This is a genomic window from Allobosea sp. UNC402CLCol, assembly GCF_000745475.1.
In the GTDB taxonomy this organism is placed as follows: Bacteria; Pseudomonadota; Alphaproteobacteria; order Rhizobiales; family Beijerinckiaceae; genus Allobosea; species Allobosea spartocytisi.
In genome coordinates this window covers 542,952-556,618 of the sequence record NZ_JQJJ01000008.1, presented here as the reverse complement: position 1 = coordinate 556,618, position 13,667 = coordinate 542,952, and the positions used below count along the sequence as shown (strand labels likewise).

Here is a 13,667-nt window from a genome sequence, read left to right as displayed (position 1 = left end):
GGCGCGCCAAATGACCGGCCGCGTGCTCCAAGCCGCTTATTCTTCGTCTATTTCGGAGATTTCATGCTGCCATTCGCCTACGACGCCCTTGCCGAGCGCTTTGCCACGATCCGACCCTGGGCCAAGAACGCGATCGGCGATGCCACCAATCGCTGCGCCATCTGTATGGGCTATACGCTGCGCCTGACGCCGTCGCAGGACGATGCGACGATCCAGACCATTATGAATGCGGATCTCAAGACATCCTTCCAGGGCGCTCCGCCGCTGGCAGGCGGGCCGCAGCCGGGCGTGCTGCCCAGCTCGGGGCGGCCGCTCGGCGGGCTCAGCCAGCTGTTCTTCATCCGCGCTTCGGAACTGCTGCCGCGCGTCCAGCGGGCCTTCGGCCCGGCCGATATCGAGGGCGTCTGCAAGGACGTCACCCCCAAGGTGCTCGGCCGGAAGGGCGTGCTCTATCTGGAGAACTGCTACCAGACGAGCGGCGACAAGAAACACTCCTTCCTGTTCTTCCAATGGACGAATGGCGACCATTGGGACCTGTTCGACGGCACCACGATCGTCGCCCAGGAGGACAGGCTGGCCGGCAACAGGCATGGCGGCCAGCTCTATTTCTGGCAGGCGCGCTAGTGGGTCGTATCGAGCCGTATTTCCGCGCAAGAGAGCTTGATCTCAGCGGCGCAAGGAGGCTTGCTGGACCGGCACGCCGTTCGGGAGGCTTTCCTTCATGTCGATCGAATTCCTGCTCACCTCGCTGATCATCGTCGCATCGCCCGGTACCGGCGCGCTCTACACCATCGCCGCCGGCCTCACGCGCGGCGCGCGGGCGAGCGTGATTGCGGCGCTTGCTTGCACGCTCGGCATCGTGCCGCATCTGGTCGCGGCGCTGATGGGGATCGCAGCGGTGCTGCATGCGAGCGCGCTCGCCTTCGCCGTCGTGAAATATGCCGGCGTCGCCTATCTGCTCTACATGGCCTGGCAGACGCTGAAGGAACATGGTGCGCTGACCGTCGAGGCGAAGCCGGATGCGCGCTCGGCCTGGCACGTGCTGCGTGACGGCGTTGCCATCAACCTGCTCAATCCGAAGCTCTCGATCTTCTTCGTCGCCTTCCTGCCGCAGTTCATCGCGGCCGGGGAGGCGCATCCGCTGGCGCGCATGCTGGAGCTTTCGGGCGTGTTCATGGCGATGACCTTTGTGGTCTTCGCGCTCTATGGTCTCTTCGCGGCGGCGATGCGGGACAAGGTCGTCAGCCGTCCGGCCGTGATGGCCTGGCTCAGGCGCAGCTTCGCGGCAGCCTTCGTCGCGCTCGGCGCCAAGCTCGCGCTGACCGAGCGTTGAGCGCGATGTCCCGCCAGCGGATCCTCACCATCGCGACGCAAGGGGCGGGACTCTACGAGTTCACCCGGCAGGCGGCGGATTTCGTCGGCGCCAACGGCGAGCCGGAGGGGCTGCTCACGCTGTTCGTGCGTCACACCTCCTGCTCGCTGCTGATCCAGGAAAACGCCGATCCGGATGTCAGGCGCGATCTCGACGCGTTTTTCGGAAGGCTGGTGCCGTCGGCGGACGATCCGGCGATGGGCTATCTCGTTCACCGCGCCGAGGGGCCGGACGACATGCCGGCACATATCAAGGCGGCGCTGACTGCGGTTTCGCTCTCGATTCCCGTGATGGGCGGGCGCCTCGCGCTCGGCACCTGGCAGGGCATCTATCTGTTCGAGCACCGGGCGAGCCCGCATCGACGCGAGATCGTGCTGCACCTGTCCACCTGAGGCTCGCGTATCGGACACTCCGATCGAGCCATCTATTGCGCCGCGAAGCTTTCCGGTGTCGGCAGCGGCTCCCAGGAGTCGCCGCCACCGATGAGGCAGCTCACGCCGCCCGGCGTCGTGACGAGCAGCGTCCAGGTGCCGGCCGGTCCGACATAAAGCTCGAACAGGAGGCCGCTATCCGCCAGCCCGCTGCCGACGATGCGCTCGCGGAAGGTCTCCTGGAGCTTCTCGACGATATGGGTGCGTTCGGCGCAGGGCGGCCCGCGCGGAGCAGGCTGCTGGGCAAGGGCGGGCAAGGCCTGAAGCGTGCCGGCCAGTCCCGCGACGACCAGGAATTTGCGGAGTGTCGATTTGGTGAGTGTCATGGCCATTCTCCCTGTCCGGAAGCGGCCGCTGGGCGGGATCATGTCGGGAAGCCTTGCGACTGCCCTGGACATATTTGATGTGGGAAGCTGCGAGACGCGGTTCAAGCCGGAGGGCGGGCAGGGGGGCCGGTTCGCGACGGGCGCAAACGAGGTTCTCCCCGGCACGTCTCCTGCCCTGGGCGCTTTCGCGTTCGTCCGAATTGTTGAGCTGCCCCGGCTCGCTGCCCCGTCGCATTTTCCTCATGCGGGCTGGTACCCACTTCGCTCGAAAATGCTCTATATCAGGCCCAACGCGTGCGGAGGTTCCATGTCTTTCTTCAAAACATTGTTCGGTGGCGGCAAGCAGGCCGAGGAGAAGCCGGCCGGACCGGTCAAGAGCATCGAGCATAACGGCTTCACCATCCACGCTACGCCCTATCAGGAAGGCGGGCAGTACCAGCTCTGCGGCATCATCGAGAAGGCGATCGACGGCGAGACGAAAACTCACCGCTTCGTTCGCGCCGACCGCTTTCCGGGGCAGGCGGAAGCCGCCGATTTCACCCTGATCAAGGGGCAGCAGATCGTCGACATGGAAGGCGAGCGCATCTTCCGCTGAGCGATTTTGCCGCGGCTGGCTCCGGGAACGATGCCGGCCCCGAGCGGTTTCCTGATCTCACCCCGAGATGAAGGAGAACGCCATGAGCAATCTGGCCGGAAAGACGATTTTGATTCTCGCGACGCATGGCTTCGAGCAATCCGAGCTCGACGTGCCGCATGCGGAGCTGAAGAAGGCCGGGGCGACGGTGCATGTCGTCGCGCCCGAGGCCGGCGAGATCAAGGGCTGGAAGCACACAGATTGGGGGACGCCGGTCAAGGTCGACAAGACGCTCGATCAGGTCAGCGCCAAGGACTATGACGCCATCGTGCTGCCGGGCGGGCAGATGAACCCGGATACGCTGCGCGGCAACGACAAGGCCCTCGCGCTGATCAAGGAATTCTTCGCGCAGGGCAAGATCGTCGCGGCCGTCTGCCACGGCCCCTGGCTGCTGATCGACACCGGCATCGCCAAGGGGCGCAAGCTCACATCGTGGCCCACCCTGAAGCAGGATCTGCTCAATGCCGGCGCCTTGTGGGAGGACCGCGAGGTCGTCACCGACAAGGGCGTGGTCACCTCGCGCAAGCCCGACGATCTCCCGGCCTTTGTCGCCAAGATCGTCGAGGAGGTCAGGGAAGGGCGCCATGAGCGCAGGGCAGCCTGACACGGCTCAACCTGCGGCGGCCTCGAGTTCCGCCAGAAGCGCATCCGCGGTCCAACGAGGCCGCGGATGCGTTTTTTCGGCCGCGCGGATGAGAGCGCAAAGCCGGGCGTTGACGGGCGCAGAGGTGCCGAGGCGCCCGGCAAGCCTGACGATCTCGCCATTGATCCAATCGATCTCGGTCGCCCGGGCGGCGGCGAGATCGTCCGACATCGAGGAACGGGCTTGCGGGTCGATGGCGAGCATCCGCTTCGCCAGACGGGCAAAGATCGCGTCCGGCAATCCGAGCAGCATCGGAAGCCAGCTCGCGGGCAGCGGGGTCAGCTTCGCCGGTACGATCCCCGCTTGCCGCAGCAGGCCTAGCGCTTCGCGCTGCGCCAAGGCGAGGCAGCGGCGGTAATCGCGTTGCGACAGCTCCTCCCGCAGCGGCCTGTCCGCGAGCGCGTTGACGGCGTTGTTGAGGTTGAGGAGCAGCTTCGCCCATTGGACGGGCGCCATCTCGGCGTGGCGGAGGAGCGGCAGGCCTGCCTGTGCGAAGGCCGAGAGATCGGGCTGCCCCGGCGGGCTTGCCTGCAAGGCGAGGTCGCCTTGCGAAGCCTGGTGGAACTGGCCCGGCGCAGGGTTGACGACGTTGAACGGCACCATGCCGTCGAGCACCGTCTGTTTCAGCGCGGCGCGCAGGATATCGCCGTTGCCGATGCCGTTCTGGAAGCTGACGACGGTGGCGGTGGCACCGAGGACCGGAGCCAGTTCGGCCGCTGCGGCGGCCGTACCGCCCGACTTGACGGTGAGCAGGACGAGATCGGCCCCGGCGGCACCCTCCGGCTCGGTCGCGAAGGCGATGCTGCCCGGCGGAACGGTCCAGCGGCGACCGTCATAGTGCGTGACGATGAGGCCGTGCTCGCGCAGCGCAGCCCCGGCCGCCGGCCTGCCGACGAAGCGGGTATCGGCGCCGGCGGCGAGAAGGCGCCCGCCGAGATAGCAGCCGATGGAGCCGGCGCCGTAGATGCAGATCCTCGTCATGGTCGGGCGCTCCGGAACGTTGCGCATTGTTCGCGGCCATGGGCTGGGGTCAAGCCGCGGGCCGAGGCAGCGGGTACGACACCTCCACCCGGCGCGCGGCGGGGCTGTGCCGCTTGCGCTTGTTCGGCCGGCGCTTGCTGCTAATCCTGCCACAAGGCCGCATCAGAACCGGCTATCGAGGACGCATGACCCAAGGTTCCCTTCGAGATGCCGGGCGCTACGAGCCCGATTCACCCTATGCCTGGCTGCGCCTGGTGCTCGCGCTGGTGGTCGGCACCGTCGCCTGCGTCGGCTCCTGGTCGGTCGTCGTGGTGCTGCCGGCGATGCAGGGCGAGTTCGATACGCTGCGTTCCGGCGCCACGCTGCCCTATACCTGCGCCATGCTCGGCTTCGGTGCCGGCAATGTCGTGATGGGCCGGATCGCCGATCGCTACGGCATCATGGTTCCCATCGTGGTGGGGGGGCTGCTGCTCGCGGCCGGATACACCACGGCCGGGTTCTCGCATTCGCTCTGGCAGTTCGCGGCGGCGCATGGGCTCCTGATCGGAATCGGCAGCGCCGCTGGCTTCTCGCCGCTGATCTCCGACCTGTCGCATTGGTTCCGCCGGCATCGCGGGCTCGCGGTGGTCTGCGGCGCCTCGGGCAGCTATCTCGCTGGCGTGGTCTGGCCCCAGGTCATCAACTGGGGGCTCGCGCATCATGGCTGGCGCGTCACCCATTTCGGCATCGCGGTGACGGCGCTCGTCATCATGCTGTCCTTGGCGCCGTTCTTCCGCCGCCAGCCGACGGCCGCCACGCTCGCCAGCGCCGACGTCCATAGCGCCGGCGTTCGCGGCGATCTCGGCCTCAGCGCCAATCAGCTCCAGGCCCTGCTCTGCGTCGCCGGCTTCGCCTGCTGCGTGGCGATGGCGATGCCGCAGGTCCATATCGTCGCCTATTGCGGCGATCTCGGCTACGGCGTGGCGCGCGGCGCCGAGATGCTCTCGCTGATGATGCTGCTCGGCATCGTCAGCCGCGTCGGCTCCGGCTTCGTGGCCGACCGCATCGGCGGCACGGCGACGCTTCTGATCGGCTCGTTGATGCAGGGCGTGGCGCTGTTCCTCTATCTCTGGTTCGACGGGCTCTCGTCGCTCTACATCGTCAGCGCCCTGTTCGGCCTGTTCCAGGGCGGCATCGTGCCGATGTACGCGGTCATCATCCGCGAATACCTGCCGGCGCGGCAGGCCGGGATGCGCATCGGGCTCGTCATGTCCTTCACGGTGCTCGGCATGGCGGCCGGCGGCTATCTCTCCGGCGTGATCTTCGACTATTTCAGCTCCTACCGGATGGCCTTCCTCAACGGGCTGGCCTGGAACCTGGTCAATCTCGCGATCGCCTGCTGGCTGATCCTGCGGACACGCCAGCAATCAGAGCAGCGCGTTCAGGTCGCGGGGCGATAGGTGCCGAAGCACCAGAGATGGCCCTCAGGATCCCTGCAGATGAAGTCGCGGCTGCCATAGGGCTGGTCTGTTGGCTCCATGCAGATCTCGGCGCCGGCCTTGCGGGCGCGCTCGCAACGGGCGTCGATGTCGTCGGTGGCGATATAGGGAGAGGCGGTCGTGCCGCCGAGCTCGGCCGGGCGCGAGACGAGCTTGCCGAATTCGTTGCCCTCGGACGAGCCGAGCATGACGAAGCAGTCGCCCATGCGCAATTCGCCATGGAGCAGCGTCCTGCCATCCTCCGAATAATAGGCGGCATGCTTCTCGAAGCCGAAGGCCTCGATCAGCCAATCAACCATGCGCGGGCCGTCGAGATAACGCAGCGAGATGCAGATCAGCGGCTTCTGGCCGGGCATGGTCGTTCTCCTCCGTGACGCCTCGCGATCATCCTCGCCCGCAAAGGCGCGAGGGGTAAAGGCTCGCCCCGCTTGCCGGGCTCGCTCCCGCCCGCCATCATCGCCGACAGATTCCCCATCACGAAGGCGACGAGCGACCATGACCCGAGCGGCCGATGCACCGGAAGAGCAGCCCCGCGGCGAATTGACCGTGCGCACCATCGCGATGCCGAGCGACACCAACTCGAATGGCGACATTTTCGGCGGCTGGGTGATGTCGCGCATGGACCAGGCCGGCGGCATCGCCGGCGTCGACCGGGCGCAGGGACGCGTGGTGACGGTCGCGGTCGATGCCATGACCTTCATCCATCCGGTGAAGGTCGGCGACGTGCTGAGCGTCTATACGGAAATCGAGTCGATCGGCCGGACCTCGATGAAGATCCACGTCGAGGCCTGGGCCAAGCGCTTCCGGACGACGCTGCACGAAAAGGTCACCGACGCGACCTTCACCTTCGTGGCGATCGATGAGGAGGGCCGCCCCCGGCCGGTGCCGCGCACGGATTGAAAATCCTAACGGCTGATGAACCTGATCTCGGACGCGGTGATTCAAAAGAATCCACTTTAAACGTTCCTTAAAAGGCACTTCGCCATAGTGCGCCCCGACAAGACCGGAACACCGGTCCGGGGTAGATGCATGTCCGTCCGATCTCGCAAGGCCTACCTGCCAACCGGCCATCCGGCCGGCCGGGCAGCGGATTCTGTGCCGCATGGGAGACGCGACATGGACCGGGCCAGGCTTCCGCTTCTGAAATCCTTTTCCAGCGTTGCGTGAGATCCGGAGAACGACTTCATGACGAAAGCCAAGCCTGCGCGCGAGCGCAAGCCGATGCGGATCGGCATTGCCGCCCGGATCTATGCCGCGTTGGGGACGCTGACGGCGCTGACCCTCGTATCCTCCTCCGTCGCGTGGCTCTCCTATAATCGCGTCGAGGCGACGGTCGACGACCTCGTCGGGCAGAAGATGCCGGTCGTGGAGCTGGCGCTCGAACTGTCGCAGGCCGCCACGCAGTCGACGGCGCTCGCTGCCCGCTTCAGCGAGGTCGAGTCCATCCAGGATCGCTCGGCGCTGACCGCCGATCTCGACAAGGTCGAGGGGCGGCAGATGGACCTGCTGCGGCGCATCGCGCAGCAGGGCAAGGTCGATCAGGGGAAGGCCCAGCAGGCGATCGACACGCTCTCGCGCCAGATCAACGACATCAACGACCTGACCGGCGACAGGCTCCGCAACGCGGCCGAGCAGGCCAAGACGCTCGAAAAGCTGTCGAAGGCCCGCGAAGGCTTCACCGCGCTCGCCGATTTCGAGACGGGCGACGCCCAGTTCAACGTCAAGATGAACATCGCCAGCGCGACCCAGCTCACCGGCAAGGAGGTCGAGGAGGCGCTGGCCAACATCATCGACAAGGATCTCGCCACGCTGCAGACGGCCCAGGCGCTCCAGCTCCAGATCAGCGAGATGGTCGGCCTGCTGCGCGAAATCTCGCAGGTCGACAACCGCGCGGCGCTCGACACCGGCAAGTCCCGGTTCAACGCCACCCTGAATCAGGTCCGCGGCTTCCTCGCCCAGGCGGAGAAGCTGCAGGCGAATCCGGCGCGCGCCGATGCCGTCAACGCGGTGATCGCTCTCGGCGAGGGCAATGAAAGCGTGATCGCGATCCGCGAGCGCGAGCTGAAGACGCGCGCGGCGATCCAGGCCGGGCTCAAGGAGACGCAGCAGGCCGCCGATGCGGTCCGCCGCGAGGTCAACGAACTCGTCACGACGGCCCGCAACGGGGCGGAAGCCGCCGGCGCCTCGACCGCGACGCTGATCGACCAGAGCCGGCTCTGGCTCGGCGGCATCGGCGGCGGTTCGCTGCTGATCGCGCTGGCGCTGGCCTTCCTCTATGTCCGCCCGATGATCGTCGGCCGCCTCAATCGGCTCTGGGGAGCAACGAAGGCGATCGCCGACGGCGCGCTCGAGACGACCGTCGATACCAAGGGCAACGACGAGATCTCGGACATTTCGAAGAGCGTGCTGCTCTTCCGCGACAATGCGGTCGCGCTGCGTGCCGCCGAGATTGCCAAGGTCGAGGACCAGAAGCAGGCGCAGGAACAGCGCCGCCAGATGATGCAGGAATTGGGCGAGGCTTTCGGCGTCGTCGTCGCCGCCGCCGCGGCCGGCGATTTCAGCCAGCGTGTCGCCGCGCAGTTCGCCGATGCGGAACTCAACGCCCTGGCGGACTCGGTCAACACCCTGCTCGAAACCGTGCAGACCGGCCTGTCCGAGACCTGCGAGGTGCTCGCCGAGCTCTCGGCCGGCCATCTCTCGGCCCGTATCGAGGGGCTCTATCAGGGCGCCTTCGCCGAGCTCAAGGACGGCACCAACGCGCTCGCCGACGAGTTCGAGGGCACGCTGGCGCGGCTCTCCGAGACCGTCTCGGCGGTGCGCAGCGCGACCAGCGAGATCCTCGACGGCGTCACCGACCTCGCCGAGCGTACCAGCGAGGAGAGCAATGCCGTCTCGATGGCGACGAACCAGCTCGGTGCCTTCGCCGGCACGGTGAAGAAGACCGCGAGCGAGGCGGCGCAGGCGACCGGCATGGCGCAGGGCGCCGAGGAGCGCGCGCAGCAGGGCGAGAAGGTCGTCGCCTCGGCGCTGGAAGCGATGCAGCGCATCCGCCAGTCCTCGAGCAAGATCTCCGAGGTCATCGCGATGATCGACGAGATCGCCTTCCAGACCAATCTGCTGGCGCTGAACGCGGCGGTGGAAGCGGCGCGGGCCGGCGATGCCGGCAAGGGCTTCGCCGTGGTCGCGACCGAGGTTCGCAGCCTCGCCAAGCGCTCGGCCGATGCGTCCAACGACGTCAAGAAGCTGGTCGAGGCGGCCCATGGCGACGTCCGGGTCGGCGTCGGCCTGGTCGAGGAGACCTCGGCGATGTTCGGCGCGATCATGGGCTCGGTGAACGAGCTGACGAAGCTGATGAACGGCATCGCCCAGACGGCGAAGAGCCAGGCCACCGACGTTTCGACGATCAACACCGAGATCGATGGCATCGGCACCATGGCGCATCAGAACGCGGCGCTGGTCGAGGAGACGAATGCGGCGCTGGCGCTGACCGACGAGCAGACGCGGGCCCTGACCGAGCACATCGCCCGCTTCCAGTTCCGGGAAGGGCATGCGGGCGGCCATGGCGGCAAGGCCTCCCTGCACGAGGCCGCCTGAGCGCGAACGTCGGGACACCGGACGATCTGAAAAGCCCCGCGGACCGATCCGCGGGGCTTTTCCGTGTTTTGCGCCGGAGACGCCGGGCGGCCTAGCCCGTCCCGCTATGACGTCCGACGCAGCATCGGCTTTTCGGAAAAAGCGGATTCCACTTTTCGGCCCGATGCTGTAGGCGAGAGACGGGCCGGTAGCTCAATGGTTAGAGCTCGCTGCTCATAACAGCGCCGGTGCCGGTTCGAGTCCGGCCCGGCCCACCATTATAATTGCTAAACGTCTGATTTTCTTCAGCTAAATTAACGAAATCTCGCACCGGAATTCAAGGTACGGGAATAGCATGTTCTAATCCCGTCCCGGCAAGAGCTTCGCCGCTGCCTGTTTCGCCAGCCGTTCGCGATTCGCTTGGCGGGTGTAGAGCGATGCCATCCGGCCGCCACGCCAACCGAAAATGGCCTCGAGTTCGGCCTCGGAGGCCCTGCCTTCTCTCTTTGGGCACGGGAAATACAAGGACCAGAGGTCGCGGGGTTCGCTTGGCGCGACGCTTGATCAATTATCGCCTTTCAACTCCACCCAATAGCCAGGTCGATAGGGGATTGGCAGAAAGCGCTCGTGAAGTTCGCGCAGCGTTTCATCCGCATCGAGATCGCCAAAAAGCTCGGGGTGCAGCCAGCGTGCGATGCGCTGAAGCGCCACGAATTGGTACGGGCTGTTGTAGAACTGGTGCCAGATGGCATAGACGCGCCGCTCAGCGACCGCCTTGCCATGCATGAATGCCGGACGCTGCGCGAGGGCTGCGAGTTTGCGACGGGCTACGGATAGATCAGCGCCCGGGCCAAGGCCAACCCATTCGCCGCCTGGCGCAAGCGTGTCCCAGTTGCCGCCCGTCACGATGACGACATCGGGGTCTCGGGCGATGATCGTTTCGGGGTTGATCGTACCGAAGGTTCCCGGAAGGAGTTCCGAACCAAGATTGCGGCCGCCGGCCATTTCGACCATGAGGCCGAAATTCTCCTTGCCGAAGCTCATGCAACAGCCGTCGGAGTATCCTGGAATGCGGTCCAGCATGACCAGCGGGCGCTTCAAGTCCGGCATCGCTGCGATCGGGCTCGTCACACGCGCGATCTGATCCGCTCGGAAGGCGATCAGTCGTTCAGCGACGTCTTCGCGTCCAAACAATTGACCCAGCACGCGTAACGAAGGCTCGGTGTTGCGGAGCGGCGCGTGCCGAAAATCGACATAAAGCACCGCGACACCAACCGAGGCGAGCTTTTCGACGAGCTGCATCTCCGCACTGGCGCGCTCCGCTTCGAAGTTGAGGATCAGCACATCGGGCTGAAGCGAAATCGCCTTCTCGATATCGAAGCTTCCTGCCGCCGCGCTGCCGAACTTTGGCAGCGCGGCGGCTTGCGGGTAGCGTTCGACATAGATGCGGTAGCTGTCGGGGTCAGCCTTCTCGAAATCCTCTCCCCATCCGACGATGCGGGCGAAAGGGTTGTCACGGTCCAAGGCCGCGATGGCGTGGATCTGCCGCGCTTCGCCGAGCAGGACACGCCGAACGGGCAACTCGACAGCGACTTTGCGGCCGAGCACATCGGTAACGGTGATCGGCGCTGCGGAGGTCCGACAAGCTGCCGCGAGCGGCAAGCCGATGCCGAGAGCCCCCAGCAGATTCCGGCGGGACGGGCGAAGGCATGACGTCATCAGAGATCCGCGGACATCGACAGGAGATAGGTTCTTGGAGCGCCTTGCGTGAAGGTGCCGAAGGACGCCGCGCCAGCCCAGTATTTCGCGTCCGTCACGTTCACGACATTGGCACGGAAGGTGGTTTTGCGACCGTTGAACTGCGTCGCGTAGCGCAGCCCCAGGTCGAGGCGAGTCCAATCCGCCAAGACCTGGCTGTTCGCCGCATCGACGAACTGCTTGCCTGTATGGATGACCGCCGCGTTGAGGGTAAGGCCGGGGACCCACGGCACATCCCATTCCGTGCCGAGATTGAGCTGGATGCGAGGCACGCCGATCGGTGTATTGCCGATATTGGCCGCAGCCGCTGTGCGTGTGAGTTCTCCGTCGAGCAGGGTCAGGCCGCCCAGCACCCGCCATTGCGATGTGATCTGGCCGAAAACATTGAGCTCGAGGCCGCGAACACGCTGCTCTCCGCTTTCAGCGAAGGTGCGCGCCGGGCTGAGTTCGCCAATCGGCCGCGTGATCTGGAACGCGGCGAGCGAGGCGCCGAAGCCGCTGTAGTCGAGCTTGACGCCTGCCTCGACCTGACGGGCGACATAAGGGGCGAGGATCTCGCCGGCGTTGCTCGCGGTTACCGGCGCGATGTCGCCGCGGCTCAGCCCCTCGACATAGTTTCCGTAGAAGGAGACGTTTTCCCAGGGCCGGACGACGAGGCCGACGAAGGGTGTCGTGGCGCTCTTATCGTAGGAAGAGGCCAAGGTACCGACATTGGAGACGTAGTTGCGGGCCTCGACATTCTGCCGGCGCACGCCGACCGTTAGCAGAACGCGCTCGTCGAAAGCCGAGAGCGTGTCCGCCGCCGAGACGCCTGTCAGCGTGCTGTCGGACAGACGCGCCTGCGAGCCGATACGCAGCGGCGCGATCTCCGGCGCGCGCACCGGGTTGTAGATATTCGAGGCGTAGGAGCCACGGGCAGCGGCGAACTCGCGCGATGTCTCTTCATGGTATCGAGAGAGCTGCACGGTCAGTGCATGCCTGATGAAGCCGGTCTCGAATTTAGCCCGTACACCGCCCTCGAAGGTCTGACGGTCGACACCGAGGCCGTAGAATTGCGGTGCCGTGACGGTATCGCCGCGCAGGTTGGTGATCGTCGCGGCCGAGGCGAAATAGCGTTCGACGCCGGTATGCGAGGCTCCGGCATTGCCGAACAGTGTGATGCCGTCGGCGACGTCGTACTCCATCCGCAGCAAGCCGCCGCGATCGTCGACGTCCGAATATTCCCATGGCTGGGTCACATTGCGGCGGCCATCAGGCGCCTTCGGAACCGGCACCCCGGCCTGCATGAAGAAGGGCCGGGCAGGCGCATTGAAACGATCTGCCTGGGCCAGAAAATAGGCCCAGGCGCGGAACCGCTCGCCCTGATAGTCGAGGGTGAGCGCGCCAACGCCGCTTTGCTCCGATTGATGATCGAGAGCTGTCCTGCCGTCGCTCAGGCTGGTGATGACCCGCAGGCCCCACTCCCGATTGGCACCGAAGCGCCGGGCGAAGTCGAGCTGACCGCCGGGCCGCGCATTCGAAGCATAGTTTAGCGTGACGCGCGTCAGGTCCTCTTCGGCGCGTTTCGGGACGATGTTGATGACGCCGCCGATCCCGCCATTCGGCGAAACCCCGGTGATCGCTGCCGAAGGCCCTTTCAAGACTTCGATGCGCTCGGCATAATCGGAGAAAATGCGAAAACTCGGTGCCACGCCGTAGACGCCATCGAATGCAATTTCACCGCTCGTCCCCTCGTTCGCGGGAAAGCCGCGGATATAGAACGAGTCGAATGGCGCGCCGGTGCCCTGGGTCGCGCGCACGGATGGGTCGAGGGCGAGCGCCTCGGAGGCCGTCCGCGCCTGGCGGTCACGGATGAACTGATCAGTATAGCTGGTGACGCTGAACGGCGACTTCTGGATGTCGGTATTGCCGAGCAGGCCGAGGCGGGCGCCGGTTGCGACCTGCCCCCCTGCGAAAGCTGGCGGCACCTGCGATGTGCCTGCCCCTTCCACGACGATCTCGTCGAGCTGGAGCTGACTCTGCCCTTGTTGAGCCCGGGCGGCGATCGTTGCCAGCGGAACGCTCACGATAACCAGCGCGGTCATCAGACACGCACCGGTTGCCGCGGCTTTCACATGGCTGGGCTCGGCGAGCGCGGTTGACGCCCTCGTTAGCTGATCGACCTTCATTTTTGCCTCAATAATTCAGCGAGAATAACGACGTTATCTTCGCCGCATGCTTGAGGTAATTGATGTTTAGGCGTCAATCTGACTGTAAATGAAAATGAATAATGAAAATTAATTGTGCCAATAATGCAACTAATACATTTTAATTACTCAAAAAAAATCATCAAAACTTGCGACGACGCACAGAAGAGGAGACAAGGCGCCCCTCGATTTACGATACTTGTTGTATCCAGAGGGGTATGCTTGGCGTCGATATCTTTTTCTAGAGGCCAGCCTCTAAAAAAGAGAGGCAGGGCTGTCCGCTTG

At 65.3% G+C, this 13,667-nt stretch carries 13 protein-coding genes and 1 tRNA gene; 9 read left to right on the top strand and 5 right to left on the bottom strand.

What is annotated here, in order from left to right; translation table 11 throughout:
* The first annotated feature begins 63 nt into the window (after window positions 1–63).
* The 3 genes from GY40_RS04640 (at window position 64) to GY40_RS04630 (ending at window position 1,764) form a co-directional block, all read left to right on the top strand.
* Window positions 64–624 carry a hypothetical protein gene (locus tag GY40_RS04640; protein ID WP_038359027.1) on the top strand — a complete coding sequence of 187 codons (561 nt, stop codon included), beginning with the start codon at window positions 64–66 and terminating at the stop codon, window positions 622–624.
* Window positions 625–721: 97 nt separating this feature from the next.
* Complete coding sequence (locus GY40_RS04635) at window positions 722–1,333, top strand: LysE family translocator (RefSeq protein ID WP_038359025.1); 612 nt, start codon at window positions 722–724, stop codon at window positions 1,331–1,333.
* Between the two features lie 5 nt (window positions 1,334–1,338).
* The gene (locus tag GY40_RS04630) at window positions 1,339–1,764 is read left to right on the top strand and encodes a secondary thiamine-phosphate synthase enzyme YjbQ (RefSeq protein ID WP_038359024.1); all 426 of its coding nucleotides are present in this window, start codon (window positions 1,339–1,341) and stop codon (window positions 1,762–1,764) included.
* Between the two features lie 32 nt (window positions 1,765–1,796).
* Here the strand turns inward: GY40_RS04630 and GY40_RS04625 are convergent, their stop codons facing one another.
* Complete coding sequence (locus tag GY40_RS04625) at window positions 1,797–2,129, bottom strand: hypothetical protein (protein WP_051987511.1); 333 nt, start codon at window positions 2,127–2,129, stop codon at window positions 1,797–1,799.
* A 307-nt stretch (window positions 2,130–2,436) separates the two neighbouring features.
* Here GY40_RS04625 and GY40_RS04620 point away from each other — a divergent pair, with 307 nt between their 5' ends.
* Both GY40_RS04620 and GY40_RS04615 read left to right on the top strand, forming a co-directional pair.
* Window positions 2,437–2,724 carry an HlyU family transcriptional regulator gene (locus GY40_RS04620; protein WP_038359023.1) on the top strand — a complete coding sequence of 96 codons (288 nt, stop codon included), beginning with the start codon at window positions 2,437–2,439 and terminating at the stop codon, window positions 2,722–2,724.
* Window positions 2,725–2,806: 82 nt separating this feature from the next.
* The gene (locus tag GY40_RS04615) at window positions 2,807–3,367 is read left to right on the top strand and encodes a type 1 glutamine amidotransferase domain-containing protein (RefSeq protein ID WP_038360083.1); all 561 of its coding nucleotides are present in this window, start codon (window positions 2,807–2,809) and stop codon (window positions 3,365–3,367) included.
* Between the two features lie 6 nt (window positions 3,368–3,373).
* Here GY40_RS04615 and GY40_RS04610 read toward each other — a convergent pair whose 3' ends face one another.
* Window positions 3,374–4,387 carry a 2-dehydropantoate 2-reductase gene (locus tag GY40_RS04610; protein ID WP_038360080.1) on the bottom strand — a complete coding sequence of 338 codons (1,014 nt, stop codon included), beginning with the start codon at window positions 4,385–4,387 and terminating at the stop codon, window positions 3,374–3,376.
* A 185-nt stretch (window positions 4,388–4,572) separates the two neighbouring features.
* Between GY40_RS04610 and GY40_RS04605 the strand changes: the two genes are divergently transcribed.
* Window positions 4,573–5,826: an MFS transporter gene (locus GY40_RS04605; RefSeq protein WP_038359021.1), complete on the top strand. Its 1,254-nt coding sequence runs from the start codon at window positions 4,573–4,575 to the stop codon at window positions 5,824–5,826.
* Here the strand turns inward: GY40_RS04605 and GY40_RS04600 are convergent.
* Window positions 5,808–6,221, bottom strand: coding sequence for a VOC family protein (locus GY40_RS04600; RefSeq protein WP_038359019.1), 414 nt, complete (start codon window positions 6,219–6,221; stop codon window positions 5,808–5,810). The genes GY40_RS04605 and GY40_RS04600 overlap by 19 nt on opposite strands.
* A 139-nt stretch (window positions 6,222–6,360) precedes the next feature.
* Between GY40_RS04600 and GY40_RS04595 the strand changes: the two genes are divergently transcribed.
* The 3 genes from GY40_RS04595 (at window position 6,361) to GY40_RS04585 (ending at window position 9,716) form a co-directional block, all read left to right on the top strand.
* Entirely contained in the window at window positions 6,361–6,765 is a 405-nt protein-coding gene (locus tag GY40_RS04595) for an acyl-CoA thioesterase (RefSeq protein WP_038359016.1), read from the top strand.
* A 285-nt stretch (window positions 6,766–7,050) separates the two neighbouring features.
* The gene (locus GY40_RS26440; RefSeq protein WP_051987510.1) at window positions 7,051–9,459 is read left to right on the top strand and encodes a methyl-accepting chemotaxis protein; all 2,409 of its coding nucleotides are present in this window, start codon (window positions 7,051–7,053) and stop codon (window positions 9,457–9,459) included.
* Window positions 9,460–9,640: 181 nt separating this feature from the next.
* Window positions 9,641–9,716 (top strand) — tRNA-Ile (locus GY40_RS04585).
* A gap of 286 nt (window positions 9,717–10,002) precedes the next feature.
* On the opposite strand, the gene GY40_RS04580 is transcribed toward GY40_RS04585, so the two are convergent.
* Together GY40_RS04580 and GY40_RS04575 are read right to left on the bottom strand one after the other, a co-directional pair.
* Window positions 10,003–11,157 carry an ABC transporter substrate-binding protein gene (locus GY40_RS04580; RefSeq protein WP_038359013.1) on the bottom strand — a complete coding sequence of 385 codons (1,155 nt, stop codon included), beginning with the start codon at window positions 11,155–11,157 and terminating at the stop codon, window positions 10,003–10,005.
* Window positions 11,157–13,280, bottom strand: a complete 2,124-nt coding sequence (locus GY40_RS04575; RefSeq protein ID WP_038359011.1) for a TonB-dependent receptor — start codon at window positions 13,278–13,280, stop codon at window positions 11,157–11,159. The genes GY40_RS04580 and GY40_RS04575 overlap by 1 nt, the downstream gene beginning before the upstream one ends.
* Window positions 13,281–13,667: the final 387 nt, after the last annotated feature.